The following is a 20,319-nucleotide window of genomic DNA, read 5'->3' on the forward strand; positions in this document are numbered from 1 at the left end:
CGTTACATGGGTGCATGTAACGGCGTGTTGGGACCCCTCGATGACTCTGTCGGGGCAAAGAGAAAGGGCCGGCACCCGAATGGCCGGCCCTTCATCTAAACCCCGAGTCAGGGCGACAACCCGAATATCGCCCTGACTCGCCCCCAAAACACTCGCCCGCTTACCCTAGTCGGCGAGTGATTGGCGGTGTAACTCACGAGGAGAGACACCTAGCAATAACTATATTGACGCTACTCACAGAAATTGCAAAGTCGTCATTTTGGAGGACACATGGGGGACATTTCTCCGTCGGTCTTCGGAATCCTCCGCGAGATCGCGGGTGTGCCACAAATGGGGGGTGCCCCAATCGGGGTACACAAGACTCTTGCGCGAAAGGCCGAAGCTCACGCAGGCGCCAAGCCGGCTCAAACCGAGAACGACCGCCACGCGCCCTCGCCGGGCTGCAGCGGGGTGCGCAGCGACCGCTGACTGCGGGCCCAGGCATCCTGAGCTCCGGCCACGTCGTCCTCCCGCGCCGCCGCCTGCTGCTCGGCGGCCGCGGCCGTGAGAACCGCCGTGACCGCAGCGACCTCCTCCGGAGTCACGTTCGCGGTGACGAACCGGATCTGCTCGGGCTCGAGAGTCGTCACAGGGGGATGTTCCCGTGCTTCTTCGGCGGCATCGACGCGCGCTTGGTGCGGAGCGCCCGCAGTGCCTTGACGACGGAGACACGCGTCGCGGCGGGTTCGATCACGCCGTCGAGCTCGCCGCGCTCGGCGGCGAGGAACGGGCTGGCCACGTTGTAGGTGTACTCGTTCGCGAGCTTCGTGCGCACGGCGGCCACGTCTTCACCGGCCTCCTCCGCGCGCTTGATCTCGCCGCGGTAGAGGATGTTCACCGCGCCCTGACCGCCCATGACGGCGATCTCGGCGGTCGGCCAGGCCAGGTTGATGTCGGCGCCGAGCTGCTTGGAGCCCATCACGATGTATGCGCCGCCGTATGCCTTGCGGGTGATGATCGTGACGAGCGGCACCGTGGCCTCCGCGTACGCGTAGAGGAGCTTGGCGCCACGGCGGATGACACCCGTCCACTCCTGATCGGTGCCCGGCAGGTAACCCGGAACGTCGACCAGCGTCAGGATGGGGATGCTGAAGGCGTCGCAGAAGCGCACGAACCGGGAGGCCTTCTCTCCCGCGTCGATGTTCAGCGTTCCCGCCATGGCGCTCGGCTGGTTGGCGACGATGCCGACCGACCTGCCTTCGACCCTGGCGAAGCCGATGACGATGTTGGGCGCGAACAGCGGCTGGATCTCGAGGAACTCACCGTCGTCCACGATCCCTTCGATGATCGTCTTGACGTCGTACGGCTGGTTGGGGGAGTCGGGGATGAGCGTGTTGAGCTTGCGGTCCGCATCCGTGACCTCCAGCTCGGGCTCCGACTCGAACACCGGCAGCTCGGCCAGGTTGTTCTGGGGCAGGTAGCTGAGAAGGGCCCGCGCGTAGTCGAGCGCGTCTTCTTCGTCGCTCGCGAGGTAGTGGGAGACGCCGGAGATCTTGTTGTGGGTGAGCGCTCCGCCGAGCTCCTCGAACCCCACGTCTTCGCCCGTGACGGTCTTGATCACGTCGGGGCCGGTCACGAACATGTGGCTGGACTTGTCGACCATGATGACGAAGTCGGTGAGCGCCGGGGAGTACACCGCGCCGCCTGCGGCCGGGCCCATGACGATGGAGATCTGCGGGATGACCCCGGATGCGGCCGTGTTGCGACGGAAGATCTCGCCGTACTTGCCGAGCGCGACCACGCCCTCCTGGATGCGGGCGCCGCCGGAGTCGAGGATGCCGATCATCGGCACGCCGGTCTTCAGCGCGTGATCCATGACCTTGATGATCTTCTCGCCGGCGACCTCGCCGAGGGAGCCGCCGAAGATGGTGAAGTCCTGGCTGAAGACGGCGACGTTGCGGCCGTGGATGGTGCCGACGCCGGTGACGACGGCGTCACCGTAAGGGCGCTTGTTCTCCATGCCGAACGCGTGGGTGCGGTGGCGCACGAACTCGTCGAACTCGACGAACGACCCGTTGTCGAGCAGCAGGTCGATGCGCTCGCGGGCGGTGAGCTTGCCCTTCGCGTGCTGCTTCTCGATCGCCGCCTGCCCGCTGGCTGTGACGGCCTCGTGGAACCTCTCTTTGAGGTCGGCCAGTTTTCCGGCGGTGGTGTGCGGGTCGGGGGACTGGCGGGGTTCTGTGTCGGTCACGCGTTTCACTCTACCGGCCACCTGTTGGGGCGCGGCGTTGATGATTCCCTACAAAAACGGGCGTCCGCGCTGGCAGACTGTGGCACATGGACTTCCGTCGCAGCCGAACCATCGTGCCCGTGCTCGAACACCTCGAGGAGGCGGGCTCGACGAACGATGTGCTGGTGGGGCGGGCATCCGATCTGCCCGACCTCTCGGTGGTGGTCACGGGCAATCAGACGGGCGGACGCGGACGCCTCGGCCGCGTGTGGGTGTCGCCTCCCGGCAAGGCCCTCGCGATCTCGATCCTGATCAAGCCGATAGGCCTGCCGCCGCAGAGCTTCGGCTGGTTCCCGCTGCTCGCCGGGCTGGCGATGAGCCGCGCGGTGGCGCAGTTCGTGCCGGGACGGGTCGCCGTCAAGTGGCCGAACGACGTGCACATCGACGGCGCGAAGGTGAGCGGCACGCTCGCCGAGCTGCTCCCCGACCTCTCGGGCATCGTGATCGGCGCCGGCCTGAACCTCACGCTCACGCGCGACGAGCTGCCGACCGAGACGTCGACGTCGCTGCTCGTGGCCGGCGCGGCCGACATCGACCCGGATGCGGTGCTCGCGGCATACCTCACGGCCTTCACCACTCTCTATCGTGAGTTCATCACCGCCGGGGGAGACCCGGTCGCCAGCACGATCCACGACGCGGTGGTGGAAGGCTGCGAAACGGTCGGGCGGTCGGTGCGGGTCGAGCTGCCCGACGGCGACGATCTGCTCGGCACCGCGATCGGCATCGACGACGACGGCCGGCTGATCGTGCGCTCGGATGTGGGGATCACGGCTGTCGCGGCCGGAGACGTCACACACCTGCGGTATTAATAGGGCATGAGCAACACGCCTGAGGGAGCGCCGGCCCAGCCTCCCGAGAGAGTCGTGGCGCGCCTGCGCCCGAACGCTCGCGCTTTGTTCTGGCCGAGCGTCTTTCTGATCGCGACCTGCGGCGCCCTCGGCTATTTCGCCGGAAGCGTGGACGAGGTGTGGGAGCGCGTGCTGGTCTGGTCGGCCGCCGCTGCGAGCGTTCTGCTGCTCTTCCTGCTGCCGCTCGCGTCGTGGCTGAGCAAGCGGTACACGATCACCTCCCGCCGCATCGTGCTGCGCCACGGGTTCTTCGTGCGGGTGCGCCAGGAACTACTGCACAGCCGCGGCTACGACGTCTCCGTCAAACGCAACTGGCTGCAGAGCGCTTTCCGGTCGGGGGATGTGCGCATCAACTCGGGCCTGGAGCGACCGGTCGTCTTGAAGGACGTGCCGAAGGCGGACGACGTGCAGCGCGCCCTGAACGATCTGATGGAGCACTCGCAGACGATCGTCGCCGTGCGCCGTCAGCAGTCGGAGTCAGTCTCCGATGAGACCACGGTCTGGGGCTCCCGCTAGAGCGACGGCCCGGGCACGGTGAGCGCGCTTCGGCGAGAAGACCCACCAGCGGTAGAACGCGAAGCGGAAGAGGGTTCCGAGCAGCAGCCCGATCACGTTGTTCGCGATGTTGTCGGCGAGCAGCGAGGTGAACCCGAACACGTAGTGGGAGAGCCACACGCAGAACAGGGGGATGCCCATGCCGGCCAGGCTGACGACGAAGAATTCGACCCCTTCGCGGGCGGCCTTCTTCTGACGCGACGACGAGAAAGCCCAGTAGCGGTTTCCGACCCAGTTGGTTCCGATCGCGACCACCGTCGCGATGATCGTCGAGTAGATGGTCGCGTGGGGCACGCCGGAGAAGACGGTCAGCATCAGACCGTTGAACACCGCGAGGTTGACCACGAATCCCACCGCGCCGACCGCCCCGAACTTCACGAGCTGCGGCAGGAGCCGCGCCTTGTGAGCTGCTGGGGTGTGTGTAGTCATGCGTCCAACCGGGTGGGATACGGGAAGATAGAGAGTGCGCACGCGAGCATACGCGCCCGCACGAGGGAGAGTCTGGGAGTTGACCCAGCACCGTTGAAGGATATCGAGGAGAGACTGTCGATGGCGAAGAACACTGTCGGAGTGATCGGCGGGGGCCAGCTGGCGAGGATGATGATCCCTCCGGCGATCGAGCTCGGTGTCGACATCCGCGTGCTCGAGGAGGCGCCCGGGATGAGCGCCGAGATCGCGGCGACCGGCGTCGGCGACTACCGCGACCTGGAGACGGTGCTCGCCTTCGCCGAGACGGTCGACGTCGTCACGTTCGACCACGAGCACGTGCCGCCCGCCATTCTGCGTGAGCTCGTCTCGCGCGGCATCCCCGTGCATCCCGGGCCCGACGCCCTGCTGTACGCGCAGGACAAGCTGCAGATGCGCGCGAAGCTGAGCGAGCTCGGGCTTCCCGTTCCCGCGTGGGCGGCCGTGGAGACCGCGGATGAGCTCGGCGCCTTCCTCGCCGACCACGGCGGGCGTGCCGTGGTCAAGACCGCACGCGGCGGCTACGACGGCAAGGGCGTGCGCGTGGTCTCCGACGCTGCGGGGGCCGACGACTGGTTCCTCGCGCTCGCCGAAGACGGCCGCGGCGGGGCGCTGCTCGTCGAGGAGCTCGTCTCGTTCCGGCGCGAGCTGGCCCAGCTGGTGGCCCGGCGTCCATCGGGCGAGACCGCCGTCTGGCCCGTGGTCGAGACCATTCAGCGTGACGGGGTCTGCGCCGAGGTGATCGCGCCCGCGCCGCAATCGGAAGGGCGGATAGCCGACGTCGCCGCCGACATCGCGCGCACGGTCGCGACCGAGCTCGGGGTGACCGGCGTGCTCGCGGTCGAGATGTTCGAGACGACCGACGGCAGGGTTCTGATCAACGAGCTCGCGATGCGCCCGCACAACAGCGGGCATTGGTCGATCGAGGGAGCCGTCACGAGCCAGTTCGAGCAGCACCTGCGCGCGGTGCTCGACCTCCCCCTGGGTTCGACGGAGGTGCGGAACGACTGGTCGGTGATGGTCAACATCCTCGGCGGCCCGGCGGAGGGCACGCTGCAGGACAGGTACCCGGCGGCGCTCGCCGCGCATCCGGCAGCCAAGGTGCACGGCTACGGCAAAGAACCGCGGCCAGGGCGCAAGGTCGGCCATGTGACCGTCTGCAGCGACGATCTCGGCGACGCGGTCTTCTCCGCTCGGAGTGCCGCCGCGTTTTTCGAAGGCTGAGCCCTAGCATTGACGGCATGTCCGTCACGTCCACGAACCCCCGAGTCGCCGTCGTCATGGGCTCGGATTCCGACTGGTCGGTGATGCAAGATGCGTCGCAGGTTCTGACCGAGTTCGGTGTCGACCACGAGGTCGAGGTGGTCTCCGCGCACCGAACTCCGGAGAAGATGATCGCCTACGGCCAGAGCGCTGCAGGCCGGGGGATCGGTGTCATCATCGCCGGTGCCGGTGGTGCGGCGCACCTGCCCGGTATGCTCGCGTCGGTCACGACCCTGCCGGTGATCGGCGTTCCGGTTCCGCTGGCCAGGCTCGACGGGCTCGACTCGCTGCTGTCGATCGTGCAGATGCCCGGCGGCATCCCGGTGGCCACCGTGTCGATCGGCGGAGCGAAGAACGCGGGGCTGCTCGCGGTGCGCATCCTGTCCACGGCGGACGCGTCGCTCGCGACCGCGCTCGCCGACTATGCCGCCGACCTCGAGCGCACGGTCGAGCAGAAGAACAGGGCGCTCAAAGACCGCCTATGACAGTCGCGAGCCCTCTCCGCTTTCCGGACACCGCATCCGCGCCGACGATGACGAAGCGCGGCTGGTGGCTGGTCGTCATGAACATCCTGCTGCCCGGCTCCGCCCAGGTGCTCGCGGGCAACCGCAAGCTGGGCCGGGTCGGCATCGTCGCCACGCTTGTGCTCTGGCTGCTCGCCATCCTCACGCTCCTGACCTACCTGATCTGGCCGAGCACCGTTTACACGCTCTTCACGCAGACGTTCAGCCTGTTGGTGGTGCAGATCCTGCTGGTCGCCTACGCCGCCCTCTGGGTGGTGCTGACGCTCGACACGCTGCGCCTGGTGCGGCTGGTCAAGGCGGCGCCGAACGCCCGGGCCTGGATCGCAGCCTTCTCCGTCGTGGTGCTGATCGGCCTGACCTGCACGGCCGGGTACGCCTCCGTCGTGGCGGGTTCGGCGCGCGGCGCCCTCGGCGACATCTTCTCCTCCGGCCCCTCGCAGCCTCCTGTCGACGGCCACTACAACATCATGCTGCTGGGCGGCGACGCGGGGCCCGACCGGGAGGGGCTGCGACCAGACAGCATGTCGGTCGTCAGCATCGACGCCGAGACCGGCCAGGCGGTGACGATCGGCCTGCCCCGCGACCTCAACCCGGTGCCATTTCCGACGGACTCGCCCCTGCACTCCCTGTACCCCGACGGCTACGGCTACGAAGACCGCTGCGATGTCGACGTGTGTCAGCTGAACTCGATCTACACCGAGGTCTCCCTCTACAAGCCGGAACTGTATCCCCAGGCCGAGAAGCAGCACAGCGACCCGGGCATCGAGTCGATGCGGGATGCGCTGGAAGGGGCGACCGGGCTCAAGATCCAGTACTACGTGCTCATCGACATGCAGGGCTTCGCCGATCTGATCGACTCGCTCGGCGGAGTCGACGTCACGGTATCGGAGAAGCTGCCGATCGGCGGAGACGAGAACCTCAACGGCGTCATCGACTGGATCGAACCCGGCAAACAGCACCTCAACGGCTACTACGCCCAGTGGTACGCGCGCTCCCGGCACGGTACGAGCGACTACGACCGCATGGCGAGGCAGCGGCAGTTGCAGGATGCGATCCTCAAGCAGGTCAATCCGGTGAATGTCGTCAGCAAGTTCCAGGGCATCGCCGACGCCGGAACACAGGTGGTCAAGACCGACATCCCGCAGTCGATGCTCGGCTATTTCGTCGACCTGGGGATGAAGACCCGCAAACTCCCGGTGAAGCAGCTGGAGCTCGTTCCGCCCACGATCGACCCCGCGAATCCGGACTACTCGCAGATCCACCAGCTGGTTCAAGAGGCCCTCGCTCCGGCCACGCCGACGCCCACTTCTTCGAAATAGCACACAGGTGACCCCTGAACGGGTCACAGGTTTCGTGGATGCGCAAGGGGTACCGTCTTACCCCTATGTCGAGTACTGGTGTGAATATGAATGCGAAAACGAGTGGGCGGCTGGCCGCCCTCGACGGAGTGCGAGGGCTTGCCGCGCTAATCGTTCTCGCCCACCACTCGCTGTACACGAACGCCGCGTTCCCGGGAACACCCGGGGCCGTGAGCGTGCCCCAGGGCAGCCCGATGTGGTGGATCAGCTACACTCCGCTGAAGCTGGCGTCGGCCGGCTGGGAGTCGGTGATCGTCTTCTTCGTGCTGAGCGGTCTCGTCGTGACCCTGCCGGTCGTGCGGAAGCGTGGATTCGACTGGGTCGCCTACTTCCCGCGCCGTGCGGTGCGCCTCATGGTCCCCGTGATCGCCTCTGTGCTGCTGGCCGCCGTGTTCGTCATGGCCATCCCGCAGAAGAGCACTCAGGCCGACGGAACGTGGCTGAGTGACTCGTCGACCCCCAACTTCAGCTGGGAGTACATCGTCAAGGCCTGGGATCTGCTGGGTGGCGACGGCCAGATCAACAACCCCCTGTGGTCTCTTCGCTGGGAGCTGATCTTCTCACTCGCGCTGCCGGTCTTCGTGATCGCGGCGCTGGCCGTGCGCAAGTGGTGGCTCGGCGGTCTCGCGGCGGCGGTCGCCCTCACCTGGCTCGGCGTGCGCACCGACTCGGGTGCGCTCAGCTACCTGCCCGCCTTCTTCGTGGGCGCGGTGCTCGCCGTGCGGCTCGAAGCCGTGCGCAACTTCGCCGACCGGGTCAACGCCCGCCGGTGGCGCCACCCGTTCTGGTTCGTGATGGCCTTCGGCGGTGCGACGCTGATGATCGCGCCGTGGCTGTTCGGCCCCGGCATCGCGGACGCCAAAGAGCTGGGGTTCGCGCTGAAGGGCCTGGCGCCGTTCGGCGCAGCCGCGATCGTCGTGGCGGCCATCGGATGGGCGCCGTTCCGCGCGCTCTTCGAGTCGAAGCCGCTCCAGTTCGCCGGCACGATCTCGTTCAGCCTCTACCTGGTGCACGTGCCGATCATCATCTTCTTCACCTACCTCTTCGCCGGTCAGGTGTGGTGGATGCCGTTGCTGTTCGCCGTGCCGGCCGCCATCCTCGTTTCGATCGGGTTCACCTGGCTGGTGGAGAAGCGCAGCCACGGGTGGTCGCGCGCCATCGGCGCCTGGGCCTCCGATCGCTACCGCGCCTCGTTCGGCCGGGAGCAGGAGTCCGAGCGCGCCGAGACCGCGGCCGACACGGCGGCCGTCGCCGCGCAGGGTCGCCGCTGACGCGGGTGCGTGCGTCGGCTCAGAGGTCGGCGTGCAACTGCCAGACGCGCTCGGCGGAGTCGCGCCAGCTGAACGCGCGGGCCCTGTCGGTGGAGAGGATGCCGAGTCGCGCACGCAGCTCGTCGTCGTCGAGCACGCGGCCGATGGCGGCGGCGAGCCTCTCTGAGTAGAGGTCGTCTTCGGCGGGGCTCGACGGTCGCTCCACGAGCAGGCTCGCGCCGGCCGCGACCTCGACCAGGGCGGGGTCGTCCGAGTGGATGACCGGGGTGCCGAACTTGAAGGCTTCGACGATCGGAAGACCGAAGCCCTCCGCAAGGCTTGGGAAGACGAACACGGTGGCGCGATCGAGAGCGACCGCGAGATCGGCATCGTCGAGCTGTCCGAGCGGGCGGACCCTGTCTTCGGGAAGGCCCGCGGCCGCGGCCACTCCGGTGGCCGAGCCGTCGCCGAAGCGGTCCGGCCCCGCAATGAGGAGGGGCAGGTCGTGCACCTCGGGTCGCGCCATGGCCCGAATGAGCGGGGCGACACCCTTGCGCGGCATGATCGAGCCGAGGGTGAAGGCATACGCCGGGGGAAGCCCCAGCCGTTCGGCGCGCCCGTCGGCGTCGGCCGGCAGCCGCAGCGTCGTCGCCGACGCGCCGCCGATCACCCGGATGCGGTCGCCGAAGTCGATGTGCTCGGCCAGCTGGTCGGCGACGGCGTGGGTGGGCACGACCACCGCATCCGCGAATTTCCGTGCGCGCTTCGCCATGGCCTTCTGCCACAGCACGCTGGTCGTCGGCAGCGAATCCGGATGGGTCCACGCCAGGGCGTCGTGGATGGTGACGGTCACCTGCTCCCCGCCCTCGCCGCGCGAGTGCTTGCGCAGGGGAGCCAGGAGGCCCGGCGCGTGGACCATCCCGCGGGCGCCGGGGAGGGCGAGGCCCGACTGCCAGGCGACAGTGAGTTCGCGTCTGGCCAGGGGAAGCCTGTCGAATCCTGCGATACCGGGCAGGCGAGCGGTCAGGTCGTCGAGGGTCTCGGGGGAGACGTTCGACACGATGCCTTCGACGTCGCAGCCCGGCGGGGCCGTCGCGATGATCTGACGCGTCAGCTCTTCCGCGTACCGGCGCGCACCCCCGGCGACATCGCCGATGACGTCGTCAACGACGACTCTCAGGGTTGTCATGCTGCTCCAACACTCCGTGACGGGCCGCGTCGGCCAGTGCTTGCTTCCAGTCCCGCATCGGCGGGAGCCCGGCGGCCTGCCAGGCAGAGTGACCGAGAACCGAGTACGACGGACGAGGCGCGGGCCGCACGAACTTCGTGCTGTCGGTCGGTGTGACCCTATCAGGGTTCAAACCGGCCTCGCTGAAGACCGCCTTGGCGAACTCGTACCAGGTGGCTTCGCCCGAATTCGTGCCGTGATACACGCCGGCGGGCGCGTCGGCGTCGAGCATGGCGACGATGCGCCCCGCGAGATCTCCCGTCCAGGTCGGCTGCCCGCGCTGGTCGTCGACCACGCTCACGGTCTCATGGCTGCCGGCGAGCTTCACCATCGTCTTGGCGAAGTTCGGGCCGTCGGCTCCGTAGAGCCACGCGGTGCGCACGATGTACGTTCCGTCGGGATGCGCTTCGAGCGCCAGCTCCTCGCCGGCGGCCTTCGTGCGGCCGTAGGCGTTGATCGGGTCGCGGGGCGCGTTCTCGGGGTACGGCTCCGTTCCCACGCCGTCGAACACGTAGTCCGTCGAAATCGTGACCAGCTTCGCCCCGTGCTGCTGCGCCGCGACGGCGAGGTTCTGCGTCCCCGTCGCGTTCACCGCGTACGCCTCGTCCTCGTGGGTCTCCGAGTCGTCCACCTTCGTGTACGCGGACGCGTTGATGACCACGTCATGGCCGGCCACGGCGGCGAGCACCGCATCCCTGTCCGTCACGTCGAGGTCGGCGCGGCGCAGGGCTGTGACCTCGCGACCGTGCAGCGCCCGCTGCAGGTCCTGGCCGAGCATGCCGGCGGCTCCGGTGATCAGGTAGCGCGTCATCGTGCGGCTCAGTTGTCCAGGGCGGCGCGCGCCTTCAGCGGCTCCCACCACGAGCGGTTGTCGCGGTACCACTGCACGACGTCGGCCAGGCCCTGCTCGAACGGAACGAGCGGCTGATAGCCGAGCTCCGACTCGATCTTGGAGATGTCGACCGAGTAGCGCAGGTCGTGGCCGAGCCGATCGGCGACGCGATCGACGTACGACCAGTCTTTGCCCGTGGCGTCGAGCAGCAGCTGCGTGAGCTCCTTGTTCGTGAGCTCGGTGCCGCCGCCGATGTTGTAGATCTCGCCGGCGCGCCCGTTCACCAGCACCATCGCGATGCCGCGGGTGTGGTCGTCGACGTGCAGCCAGTCGCGGATGTTGTTGCCCTCGCCGTACAGCGGAACGTGCTTGTCGTCGATGAGGTTCGTGACGAACAGCGGGATGACCTTCTCAGGGAAGTGGTACGGGCCGTAGTTGTTCGAGCAGCGCGTGATCGACAGGTTCAGGCCGTGCGTGCGGAAGTAGCTGCGCGCCAGCAGATCGCTGCCGGCCTTCGACGCCGAGTACGGCGAGTTGGGCTCGAGCGGGCGGTCTTCTGCCCACGATCCTTCCGCGATCGACCCGTAGACCTCGTCGGTGGAGACGTGTACGAAACGCTGGAGGTTGTTGCGCAGAGCCGCGTCGAGCAGCTGCTGGGTGCCCAGCACGTTCGTCTCGACGAAGATGGAGGCGTCACGCACGGAGCGATCGACGTGGGACTCTGCGGCGAAGTGCACGACCGCGTCCACCGACGGGAACAGCTCGTCGAGCAGGCCGCCGTTGCGGATGTCGCCCTTGATGAACGTGTAGCGGGGCGAGTCGGCGACGGGCGCCAGATTCTCGAGGTTGCCCGAGTACGTCAGCGCGTCGAGCACGACGACCTCAGCGCCCTCGAGCCCGGGGTATGCGTCTTCCAGCGTGCGCCGGACGAAGTTCGAGCCGATGAAACCGGCTCCGCCGGTGACGAGAATTTTCATAGAAAGGTAGACCTGCCTCGTGGGTTTCTGGTTGCCGGGGAGATTCTACCGGGTGGCCTCCTGAGAGGGTTCGCAGTCCTCCTCCGAATGCTTGCATTCCTGCAACGAGCTGTGATTGGTTGGCAGGATGGGGAACACGGGGGAGCGCACCGGAGCGCGCAAGAATTTCATCGGACTGATCGTCACCGGCCTGGTCGTCGCGGGACTGCTGACGCCGCAGGTGGCGCTGGCCGACACGTCGGATCAGACCGCGCAGCGGGCGCAGGAGTACTACGCGGCGCGAACGGCAGCGGCGCAGCGCGACGGACTCGAGCATGTCGACAAGTCGGAGGCGACGCCGAAGCTCACCGCGCAGGCGCAGTCGGTCACCGCGACCGGCTCTGTCGACAAAAGCCTCTTCGCTGCCGGCAACCTGATGAGCGACGCGGTCTTCTTCAACGGTTCGGCGATGACGGCGACGGACGTGCAGTCTTTCTTGAACACGCAGGTGGGCACGTGCAACCCGGAGCACAAGCCCAACGTGCAGCCCTGTCTGAAGAGTTACACCACGGCATCCGCCGCTCGCCCGTCCGACGAGATGTGCGACGGCTATGCGGCGCTCGGCTCCGAGACCGCCGCCCAGATCATCGCCAAGGTCGGCGCCTCGTGCGGCATCAACCAGGGCGTGCTCATCGCGCTGCTGCAGAAGGAGCAGGGCCTCGTCACCGACGACTGGCCGTCGGCGACGCAATACCAGTTCGCGACCGGCTATGCCTGCCCCGACGATCCCGACGTCGGCTGCGATCCCGACACCGCAGGCTTCTTCGCCCAGGTGTACGGCGCCGCCTGGCAGTTCAAGCGCTATGGCAACCCGACCGGAACGGACGACTACTTCACCTGGTATCCGGTCGGCCGGGTGAGCAACATCGCGTACTCGTCCACCCCTTCGCTGAACTGCGGCACCGCGCCGATCGCGATCTGGAACAAGGCGACGGCCGCGCTCTACTATTACACTCCGTACACCCCGAACCAGGCGGCACTCGACAACTTCTTCGGCACGGGCGACAAGTGCTCGGAGTACGGCAACCGCAACTTCTGGGGGTCGTACACGCAGTGGTTCGGCAACCCCAACGCCGGTACGGTTCCCGCCGTGAGCCGGGAGGCCGGCGTCGACCGGTACTCGACGGCGGTTGCAGCCTCTCAGTCGGCGTACCCGAGCCCGGGCACCGGAGTGGCGGCCGCATACATCGCGAACGGCCTCGGCTTCGCGGATGCGCTGGCCGCGGCGCCCGCTGCGGGCGGTGGCGGGGCGGCCGCGCCGGGTGGCGGCACGGAGGGGCGGCAGGGTCCGTTGCTTCTGGTGCAGCAGAACGGTATCCCGGCCCCGACGCTGGCCGAGCTAAAGCGGGTCAAGCCGAAGACGATCTATGTGGCAGGCGGCGCCGGAGTCGTGAGCGATGCCGTGCTGGCGCAACTCGCGAAGCTCGCGCCGAAGGGCGCGGTTCGCCTGAGCGGCATCGACCGCTACGCCACCGCGCGGGCGGTGGCCCTCGCCTCGTTCGGTACGACCGCCAGCACGGCCTACATCGCGACGGGCCTCGACTATCCGGATGCCCTGTCCGCCGGAGCGGCCGCCGGCGCCCAGGGCATGCCTGTGCTGCTGGTGAACGGCACGCAGAGCGCGCCCGACGCAGCCACCCTGCAAGCGCTCGCCGACATGCACATCACCACGATCAAGCTGGTGGGCGGCACGGGTGTGGTCTCCGCAGGGATCGCGTCGGGGCTCGTCGCCGCGCACTTCTCCGTCTCCCGGCTCAGCGCCATCGACCGTTACGGAACGAGCAACGCCGTGAACCAGGACGCCTTTCCGACGGCACCGCCGAAGACCTACTTCGCCACGGCCTTCGGCTTCCCGGATGCGCTCGCCGGGGCGGCCGCCGCCGGTCACCTCAAATCGCCGCTCTATGTGAGCCGTCCGGCTTGTGTCTCGGCCGACGCGGCGGTCGGTGCGCTGCGCTCGCAGTCGATCGCCCTGCTGGGCGGACCGCTGGTGCTCGGGCAGGATGTCGGCAAGCTCAGCGTCTGCCGATAGACTTTGCTGATGCAAATCCGTGAACTCGCCATCCCCGACGCGTATGAGATCACACCCAAGCAGCACGCGGACGACCGCGGTGTGTTCTTGGAGTGGTACCGCTTCGACCGGCTCGAGGAGACGGTCGGTCACAGCCTCAACCTGCGGCAGGGCAACACCTCCGTGTCGAAGCGTGGCTCGGTGCGCGGCATCCACTTCGCCGACATCCCGCCGAGCCAGGCCAAGTACGTCACGGCGCCTTTCGGTGCGGTGCTCGACTTCGTGATCGACATCCGGGTGGGCTCGCCGACCTACGGACAGTGGGACAGCGTGCTGCTCGACGACGTCGACCGCCGCGCCATCTACGTGGCGGAAGGCCTCGGCCACTGCTTCGTCGCGCTCACGGACAACGCGACTGTCAGCTATCTCGTGACCGACGTCTACAACCCGACGGCCGAGCACGGGATCAACCCGCTCGACGCCGACATCGCCCTCGTCTTCCCCGTCGAAGCGGGAGACCTGCTGCTGTCGCCGAAGGACACGGATGCTCCGGGTCTGGCCGAGGCGGCCGCATCCGGGCTCCTGCCCACCTGGGAGACCGCACGCGCGTTCTACGCGACGCTCGACAACGGAGGAAAGTAGCACCCATGCGCGGAATCATCCTGGCCGGCGGCTCCGGCACGCGGCTCTGGCCCATCACCAAGGGCATCTCGAAGCAGCTGATGCCGATCTACGACAAGCCGATGATCTACTACCCCCTGTCGACGCTGATGATGGCGGGCATCCGCGAGATCCTCATCATCACGACGCCGGAGTACAACGAGCAGTTCCAGGCGCTTCTCGGCGACGGGTCGGAGCTCGGCATCCGGCTCGAATACGCGTCGCAGCCGTCGCCCGACGGCCTCGCCCAGGCGTTCATCATCGGGGAGGAGTTCATCGGCGACGAGTCGGTGGCCCTGGTGCTCGGCGACAACATCTTCCACGGCGCCGGCCTCGGGTCGTCGTTGCGCGACCACAACGACATCGACGGCGCGCTGATCTTCGCTTACCACGTGAGCAATCCGACCGCCTACGGTGTGGTCGACTTCGACGACGACTTCAAGGCGGTCTCGATCGAGGAGAAGCCCACCGTTCCGAAGAGCAACTACGCGGTTCCCGGGCTCTACTTCTACGACAACTCCGTCGTCGAGATCGCGAAGACCATCGAGCCGAGCGCTCGCGGCGAACTCGAGATCTCGACGGTGAACGAGCGCTACCTCGACGCTGGTCGTCTGCAGGTGCAGGTGCTCGACCGCGGAACGGCCTGGCTCGACACCGGCACATTCGAGTCGATGATGCAGGCGTCCGAGTACGTGCGCGTGATCGAAGATAGGCAGGGCTTCAAGGTCGGCTGCATCGAGGAGATCGCCTGGCGCGCCGGCTGGATCGACGACGCTCAGCTCGCGAAGCTGGCCAAGCCGCTCGTCAAGAGCGGGTACGGCACCTACATGGCGGCGCTGCTCGACGGGTAGCCCGACGGCTCGGCCGGCACGACGGCCGGCCTCGAGGCTCAGCGCGAGCGCTGGGCTTTGGCGATCAGATAGCGGGAGCGCACGGCCAGCCCCGCCCGCAGCGTCCAGCGCAGCGGCGCCAGCACCGGCCCCGCGTACTTCTTGCTGAGGTAGCGGTATGCGCTGTCATGGTGCACCTGGATCATGCGCGCCGACTCGGTGGTCGTGGAGTGGGCGCCGGTGTGGATGACCTCGGCGCTCGGCACGTACACCGACTTGTAACCGTGCTTGCCGAGCCGGTAGCCGAGGTCCACGTCCTCGAAGTACATGAAGAAGCCTTCGTCGAAGCCACCGAGGGCGTCGAACGCCTCGCGGGAGACCATCACGAACGAACCGGAGAGCCAGCCGACGACGCGCTCGCGCCCCGACCCCTCCTGGTCTTCGCGGTAGGAGCGCGTCCAGGGGTTCGACGGCCAGATGCCGCTGAACACCGCGTGGCCGACGCCGGTGCGCAGCGACGGGAGCTTGCGGGCGGAGGGATACACCGTTCCGTCTTCGTTGAGCACCCGCGGGCCGACGGCGCCCGCCTCGGGCAACCGTTCGAACGCGCGAACGAGTTCGGTCACGGCGCCCGGCTCGATCATGACGTCGGGGTTCGAGACCAGCACGTAGCGGATGCGCTCCGGCATCGCGCGCACGGCCGCGTTGACCGCACCGCCGTAGCCGAGGTTCTCACCCAGCTCGAGGAGCTGCGCGTCGTGCTCCTGGGCGAACTGCCGCGTCTGCTCGATGTCGCGCGAGCCGTTGTCGGCGACGATCACCGTCAGGCTCGCATCCTCTCCCGCGCGCAGCGAAGAGAGGAAAGGGCCGAGGTGCGAGCTCGAGTTGTATGCGACCGTGGCGACCGCGACCGACTCGAGAGAGGAGGGAGACATCGAACACAAGCATAAGGTGCCCGGATGGGGACGCCGGATGCGGGCGGCCGCCTGAGGGCCGCCCGCATCCGGAAGTCGCCCATCCGGAGTCGCCGCTCGTCAGCTGCCGACCGAGCGCCGCTTGTTGTAGACGTCGAACGCGACGGCGGCGAGCAGCACGAGGCCCTTGATCAGCAGCTGGTAGTCGCTGTCGACGCCGAGAATGGACATGCCGTTGTTCAGCACGCCGATGATCAGGCCACCGATGATGGCGCCGGGCACGGTGCCGATACCGCCGGTCACCGCTGCGCCGCCGATGAACACCGCCGAGATGGCGTCGAGCTCGAATCCGTTGCCGGCGCTCGGACTCGCCAGGTTCAGGCCCGCCGTGAACACCAGGCCGGCGATGGCCGAGATGACGCCCATGTTCACGAACAGCAGGAACGTGACGCGCTTCGTCTTGACCCCCGAGAGCTGGGCCGCGGCGAGGTTGCCGCCGATGGCGTAGATGTGACGCCCGAAGACCGACCTGCTCATGATCGCGGTGTACCCGACGACGAGCACGCCGAGGATGAGCAGCACGATCGGGGTGCCGTTGTAGCTCGCGAGCAGCAGCGTCACGATGAGCACGAGCAGTACCAGGAAGACGACCTTCACCACGAACCACCAGATGGGCTCGTCTTCGAGCTCGTATTTGCGGCGCACGAGTCGCTGACGAACTGCGCTCGCCACGATGGCGACGGCCGCGAGGAGCCCGAGGATCAGGGTGAGCGGCTCATAGCCCGAGGTTCCGAAGGTGGGCAGGAAGCCGGAGCCGATCGCGCGGAACTCCTTCGGGAAGAAGGAGATCTGCTGGTTGCCCAGAGCGATCTGGGCCGCGCCACGGAAGACGAGCATTCCGGCCAGCGTCACGATGAACGCAGGGATGCCGAAGTACGCGATCCAGAAGCCCTGCCACGCGCCCACGATGGCGCCGAGCACGAGACAGAGGATCACAGCGAGCGGCCACGGGATGTGCCACGACGAGATCATGACTCCCGCCATCGCGCCGATGAAGGCGACGACACTTCCGACCGACAGGTCGATGTGCCCGGCGATGATCACCATGACCATGCCGACCGCGAGAATCAGGATGTAGCTGTTCTGCACGATCAGGTTCGACACGTTGATGGGCGCGAGTGTGATCCCGGCCGTCGTGATCTGGAAGAAGACGACGATCACGATGAGCGCGATGAAGAGACCGATCTGCCGCAGCTGACCGGTCAGATAGGTGAGGGCGTTCGTGAGAGCTTTCATGCTGTTGTCTTCTCGCGTTCCTGGGTCATGAATTGCATGAGGTATTCGGCGGTTGCCTTCTCGCGAGGCACATCCGCGGTGATGCGGCCCTCGCTCAGCGTGTAGATGCGGTCGCAGATGCCGAGGAGTTCCGGCAGCTCGGAGGAGATCACGATGATGCCTTTGCCCGAGTCGGCCAGGCGCTGGATGATCGTGTAGATCTCGTACTTCGCTCCGACGTCGATGCCGCGTGTCGGTTCATCGAGGATGAGCACCTCGGGGTCGGCGTACATCCACTTGGAGAGCACGACCTTCTGCTGGTTGCCGCCGGAGAGCTTGCCTGCGACCGCCAGCACGCTCGGCGTCTTGATGTTCATGCTCTTGCGGTACCCCTCGGCGACGGCGCGCTCTTTGAGGTCGTTGACCATCTTGAACCAGTCGGTGAGCTTGTCGAGGGCGGCGATCGAGATGTTCCGCTGGATGTTGTCGATGAGGTTGAGGCCGTAGCGTTTGCGGTCCTCGGTCGAGTACGCGATGCCGTTCGCGATGGCTTTCGAGACCGTGCTCACCGAGATGGGCTCGCCGCGCTTGTAGACCTGACCGCTGATGTTGACGCCGTAGCTGCGCCCGAAGATGCTCATCGCGAGCTCGGTGCGGCCGGCGCCCATGAGACCTGCGATACCCACGATCTCGCCTGCCCGCACCGAGAGGTTCGCGCCGTCGACGACTTTGCGGGTGCGGTCGAGCGGGTGGTGCACCGTCCAGTCCTCGACCCGCAGCAGCTCTTCGCCGATGTGCGGCACGTGGTCGGGGAAGCGGCTCGCGACATCCCGGCCCACCATGCCCTTGATGATGCGGTCTTCGCTCGCGCCTTCGCCGCGCATCTCGAGCGTCTCGATCGTCTTGCCGTCGCGGATGATCGTCACCCGGTCGGCGATCGCTTTGATCTCGTTGAGCTTGTGGCTGATGATGATCGACGTGATGCCGTGCGTCTGCAGCTGACGGATGAGCTCGAGCAGGTGCGCCGAGTCGTCGTCGTTCAGTGCCGCGGTCGGTTCGTCGAGGATGAGGATGCGCACCTCCTTCGAGAGCGCCTTGGCGATCTCGACGAGTTGCTGCTTGCCGACCCCGATGTCTTTGATCTTGGTGATCGGGTTGTCGTTCAGCCCCACTCGCTTCAGGAGCTTGCCCGCTTCGAGGTTCGTCTCGTTCCAATCGATGAACCCGCCGCGCTGACGCTCGTTGCCGAGGTAGATGTTCTCGGCGATCGAGAGGTAGGGGGAGAGGGCGAGCTCCTGATGGATGATCACGATGCCGGCCGATTCGGAGTCGTTGATCGAACGGAACTCCACCGGTTCGTCGTCGAGCAGGATCTCGCCCTCGAACGTGCCGTGCGGGTAGACGCCGGAGAGCACTTTCATGAGCGTCGACTTGCCGGCGCCGTTCTCGCCGCAGATGGCGTGGACGGAGCCCGCCTCGATCGAGATCGAGACATCCTGCAGCGCTTTGACGCCGGGGAAGGTCTTCGAGATGTTGCGCATCTCGAGGATCGGTTTTGACATGGATGTTCCTTGCTTCGTCACGGAGGGTGGGCGCGGCCGGTGACCGCGCCCACCCTGGTACGGGCGGCGGGCCCTACTTGAGGTCGGATTCCTTGTAGTAGCCGCTGTCGACGAGCACTTCCTGGTAGTTGTCCTTGGTGACGACGACCGGCTGGAAGAGGAAGCTCGGCACGACCTTGGTCTTGTTGTCGTAGCTCTTCGTGTCGTTCACCTCGGGCTTCTTGCCGGTGAGGATGTCGTTCGCCATCTTCGCCGCCTCGTTGGCCAGCTTGCGGGTGTCTTTGTAGATCGTCGAGTACTGGGTTCCCGCGATGATCTGCTTGACGCTCGCCACCTCGGCGTCCTGCCCGGTGATGATGGGCAGCTGCTTTCCACCGGAGCCGTAGCCGGCGCCTTCGAGCGCGCTCAGGATGCCGTCGGAGAGACCGTCATAGGGGGAGAGGACGCCCTGCACGGCTTCGCCGCCGGAGTACGACTTGGCGACGAGGTCCTGCATGCGCGCCTTGGCGGTGGCCGGGTCCCAACGGAGGATGGCGACCTGGTTGAACGCGGTCTGGCCGCTCTTGACGACGAGGGTTCCGTCGGCGATGTACGGCTTCAGCGTGTCCATCGCTCCGTTGAAGAAGAACGTGGCGTTGTTGTCGTCGGGGCTTCCGGCGAACAGCTCGATGTTGAACGGGCCCTTCTTGCCGGTCTTCTTGCCGTCCGCATCCAGAACCCCGAGGCCGGTGAGCAGCGAGTTCGCCTGGAAGACGCCGACCTTGAAGTTGTCGAACGACACGTAGTAGTCGACGTTCTTGTCACCGGTGAGCAGGCGGTCGTAGGAGATCACCTTGATGCCGGCCTTCGCCGCTGCGTCGAGCTGGTCCGTCAGCGAGCCGCCGTCGATCGAGGCGATGATGAGCACCTTCGCGCCCTTGGTGATCATCGTGTTGATCTGCTGCACCTGGGTGGGGATGTCGTTGTTGGCGTACTCGAGGTCGACCTTGTATCCGTTCTTCTCGAGGTCGGCCTTGACCGCGTTGCCGTCGGCGATCCATCGCTCGGAGACCTTGGTGGGCATCGCCACGCCGACCAGCGCCCCCTTGTTGTCCGACGAGCCCGCCGACGATCCCGTGCCGGGGCGGCCGCCTGAGCAGGCCGCCAGCAGAACTGCCACGCCGATGGCGACAGCTCCTATCGCAATTCTCTTGAGCTTCACTGTGATTCCTTTCGAGCGGTGAGGTGGTCCGCGCGCCGATATCGCGCGGCTTCCAGCCGACCTGGAACGGTCATCCGGTGCTCGGGATGGGCGTCAGCGGAGTCGTGGAGCGAATCGCCTCCTCGCGAATCGTCGTCCAACATGGTGCGACTCCCTCGTCGTCCGCTAGGTTGTATCCCGAATATGTGACCGGTCCCAGAACGGTAGAAACTTATGCCTCAATGGAGCGGTCCGTCAAGCACTGAAAACAAAATGACT

General features: G+C 66.9%; 19 protein-coding genes. 9 read left to right on the top strand and 10 right to left on the bottom strand.

Annotated features, from left to right (window positions below):
• Positions 1-404: 404 nt before the first annotated feature.
• Together ACFVWR_RS03450 and ACFVWR_RS03455 are read right to left on the bottom strand one after the other, a co-directional pair.
• Positions 405-629: an acyl-CoA carboxylase epsilon subunit gene (locus ACFVWR_RS03450; protein WP_387208004.1), complete on the bottom strand. Its 225-nt coding sequence runs from the start codon at positions 627-629 to the stop codon at positions 405-407.
• A complete protein-coding gene (locus ACFVWR_RS03455; RefSeq protein WP_387208006.1) occupies positions 626-2,239 on the bottom strand; it encodes an acyl-CoA carboxylase subunit beta in 1,614 nt (537 codons plus the stop codon). Before ACFVWR_RS03455 ends, ACFVWR_RS03450 begins: the two co-directional genes overlap by 4 nt.
• A gap of 77 nt (positions 2,240-2,316) precedes the next feature.
• Here ACFVWR_RS03455 and ACFVWR_RS03460 point away from each other — a divergent pair, with 77 nt between their 5' ends.
• Entirely contained in the window at positions 2,317-3,078 is a 762-nt protein-coding gene (locus ACFVWR_RS03460; RefSeq protein WP_387208008.1) for a biotin--[acetyl-CoA-carboxylase] ligase, read from the top strand.
• A gap of 6 nt (positions 3,079-3,084) precedes the next feature.
• Positions 3,085-3,633 (top strand): PH domain-containing protein, encoded by a 549-nt coding sequence (locus tag ACFVWR_RS03465; RefSeq protein WP_387208010.1) that lies wholly within the window; start codon positions 3,085-3,087, stop codon positions 3,631-3,633.
• Here the strand turns inward: ACFVWR_RS03465 and ACFVWR_RS03470 are convergent.
• On the bottom strand, positions 3,595-4,101 hold the full coding sequence (locus tag ACFVWR_RS03470; protein WP_387208012.1) for a GtrA family protein: 507 nt from the start codon (positions 4,099-4,101) through the stop codon (positions 3,595-3,597). The genes ACFVWR_RS03465 and ACFVWR_RS03470 overlap by 39 nt on opposite strands.
• A gap of 120 nt (positions 4,102-4,221) precedes the next feature.
• Here ACFVWR_RS03470 and ACFVWR_RS03475 point away from each other — a divergent pair, with 120 nt between their 5' ends.
• The 4 genes from ACFVWR_RS03475 (at position 4,222) to ACFVWR_RS03490 (ending at position 8,553) form a co-directional block, all read left to right on the top strand.
• Positions 4,222-5,361, top strand: coding sequence for a 5-(carboxyamino)imidazole ribonucleotide synthase (locus tag ACFVWR_RS03475; protein WP_387208014.1), 1,140 nt, complete (start codon positions 4,222-4,224; stop codon positions 5,359-5,361).
• Positions 5,362-5,378: 17 nt separating this feature from the next.
• On the top strand, positions 5,379-5,885 hold the full coding sequence (gene purE / locus ACFVWR_RS03480) for a 5-(carboxyamino)imidazole ribonucleotide mutase (RefSeq protein ID WP_387208016.1): 507 nt from the start codon (positions 5,379-5,381) through the stop codon (positions 5,883-5,885).
• Entirely contained in the window at positions 5,882-7,243 is a 1,362-nt protein-coding gene (locus tag ACFVWR_RS03485; RefSeq protein WP_387208018.1) for an LCP family protein, read from the top strand. Before purE ends, ACFVWR_RS03485 begins: the two co-directional genes overlap by 4 nt.
• An 86-nt stretch (positions 7,244-7,329) precedes the next feature.
• Positions 7,330-8,553: an acyltransferase family protein gene (locus tag ACFVWR_RS03490; RefSeq protein ID WP_387208020.1), complete on the top strand. Its 1,224-nt coding sequence runs from the start codon at positions 7,330-7,332 to the stop codon at positions 8,551-8,553.
• A 19-nt stretch (positions 8,554-8,572) separates the two neighbouring features.
• Here the strand turns inward: ACFVWR_RS03490 and ACFVWR_RS03495 are convergent, their stop codons facing one another.
• The 3 genes from ACFVWR_RS03495 to rfbB are packed head-to-tail and all read right to left on the bottom strand — an operon-like array spanning position 8,573 to position 11,569.
• Entirely contained in the window at positions 8,573-9,721 is a 1,149-nt protein-coding gene (locus tag ACFVWR_RS03495) for a glycosyltransferase family 4 protein (protein ID WP_387208022.1), read from the bottom strand.
• On the bottom strand, positions 9,696-10,571 hold the full coding sequence (rfbD, locus tag ACFVWR_RS03500) for a dTDP-4-dehydrorhamnose reductase (RefSeq protein WP_387208024.1): 876 nt from the start codon (positions 10,569-10,571) through the stop codon (positions 9,696-9,698). Before rfbD ends, ACFVWR_RS03495 begins: the two co-directional genes overlap by 26 nt.
• An 8-nt stretch (positions 10,572-10,579) precedes the next feature.
• Positions 10,580-11,569 carry a dTDP-glucose 4,6-dehydratase gene (rfbB, locus tag ACFVWR_RS03505; protein ID WP_387208026.1) on the bottom strand — a complete coding sequence of 330 codons (990 nt, stop codon included), beginning with the start codon at positions 11,567-11,569 and terminating at the stop codon, positions 10,580-10,582.
• Between the two features lie 127 nt (positions 11,570-11,696).
• On the opposite strand from rfbB, the gene ACFVWR_RS03510 reads away from it, so the two are divergent.
• From ACFVWR_RS03510 to rfbA, 3 genes are read left to right on the top strand one after another with little or no spacing between them, the layout of a single operon-like run.
• A complete protein-coding gene (locus tag ACFVWR_RS03510; RefSeq protein ID WP_387208028.1) occupies positions 11,697-13,640 on the top strand; it encodes a cell wall-binding repeat-containing protein in 1,944 nt (647 codons plus the stop codon).
• A gap of 9 nt (positions 13,641-13,649) precedes the next feature.
• Positions 13,650-14,261, top strand: coding sequence for a dTDP-4-dehydrorhamnose 3,5-epimerase family protein (locus ACFVWR_RS03515; RefSeq protein ID WP_387208030.1), 612 nt, complete (start codon positions 13,650-13,652; stop codon positions 14,259-14,261).
• 5 nt (positions 14,262-14,266) lie between these two features.
• A complete protein-coding gene (gene rfbA, locus ACFVWR_RS03520; RefSeq protein WP_387208032.1) occupies positions 14,267-15,130 on the top strand; it encodes a glucose-1-phosphate thymidylyltransferase RfbA in 864 nt (287 codons plus the stop codon).
• Positions 15,131-15,168: 38 nt separating this feature from the next.
• On the opposite strand, the gene ACFVWR_RS03525 is transcribed toward rfbA, so the two are convergent.
• From ACFVWR_RS03525 to chvE, 4 genes are all read right to left on the bottom strand, one after another.
• Positions 15,169-16,044, bottom strand: a complete 876-nt coding sequence (locus ACFVWR_RS03525) for a glycosyltransferase family 2 protein (RefSeq protein WP_387208034.1) — start codon at positions 16,042-16,044, stop codon at positions 15,169-15,171.
• Positions 16,045-16,143: 99 nt separating this feature from the next.
• Complete coding sequence (gene mmsB / locus ACFVWR_RS03530) at positions 16,144-17,319, bottom strand: multiple monosaccharide ABC transporter permease (RefSeq protein ID WP_387208036.1); 1,176 nt, start codon at positions 17,317-17,319, stop codon at positions 16,144-16,146.
• Positions 17,316-18,860, bottom strand: a complete 1,545-nt coding sequence (gene mmsA, locus ACFVWR_RS03535; protein WP_387208038.1) for a multiple monosaccharide ABC transporter ATP-binding protein — start codon at positions 18,858-18,860, stop codon at positions 17,316-17,318. Before mmsA ends, mmsB begins: the two co-directional genes overlap by 4 nt.
• Positions 18,861-18,933: 73 nt before the next feature.
• Positions 18,934-20,061 carry a multiple monosaccharide ABC transporter substrate-binding protein gene (chvE, locus tag ACFVWR_RS03540; RefSeq protein ID WP_387208040.1) on the bottom strand — a complete coding sequence of 376 codons (1,128 nt, stop codon included), beginning with the start codon at positions 20,059-20,061 and terminating at the stop codon, positions 18,934-18,936.
• Positions 20,062-20,319: the final 258 nt, after the last annotated feature.

Origin of the sequence: Leifsonia sp. NPDC058292 (assembly GCF_042880955.1) — a bacterium.
Lineage (GTDB): Bacteria > Actinomycetota > Actinomycetes > Actinomycetales > Microbacteriaceae > Leifsonia.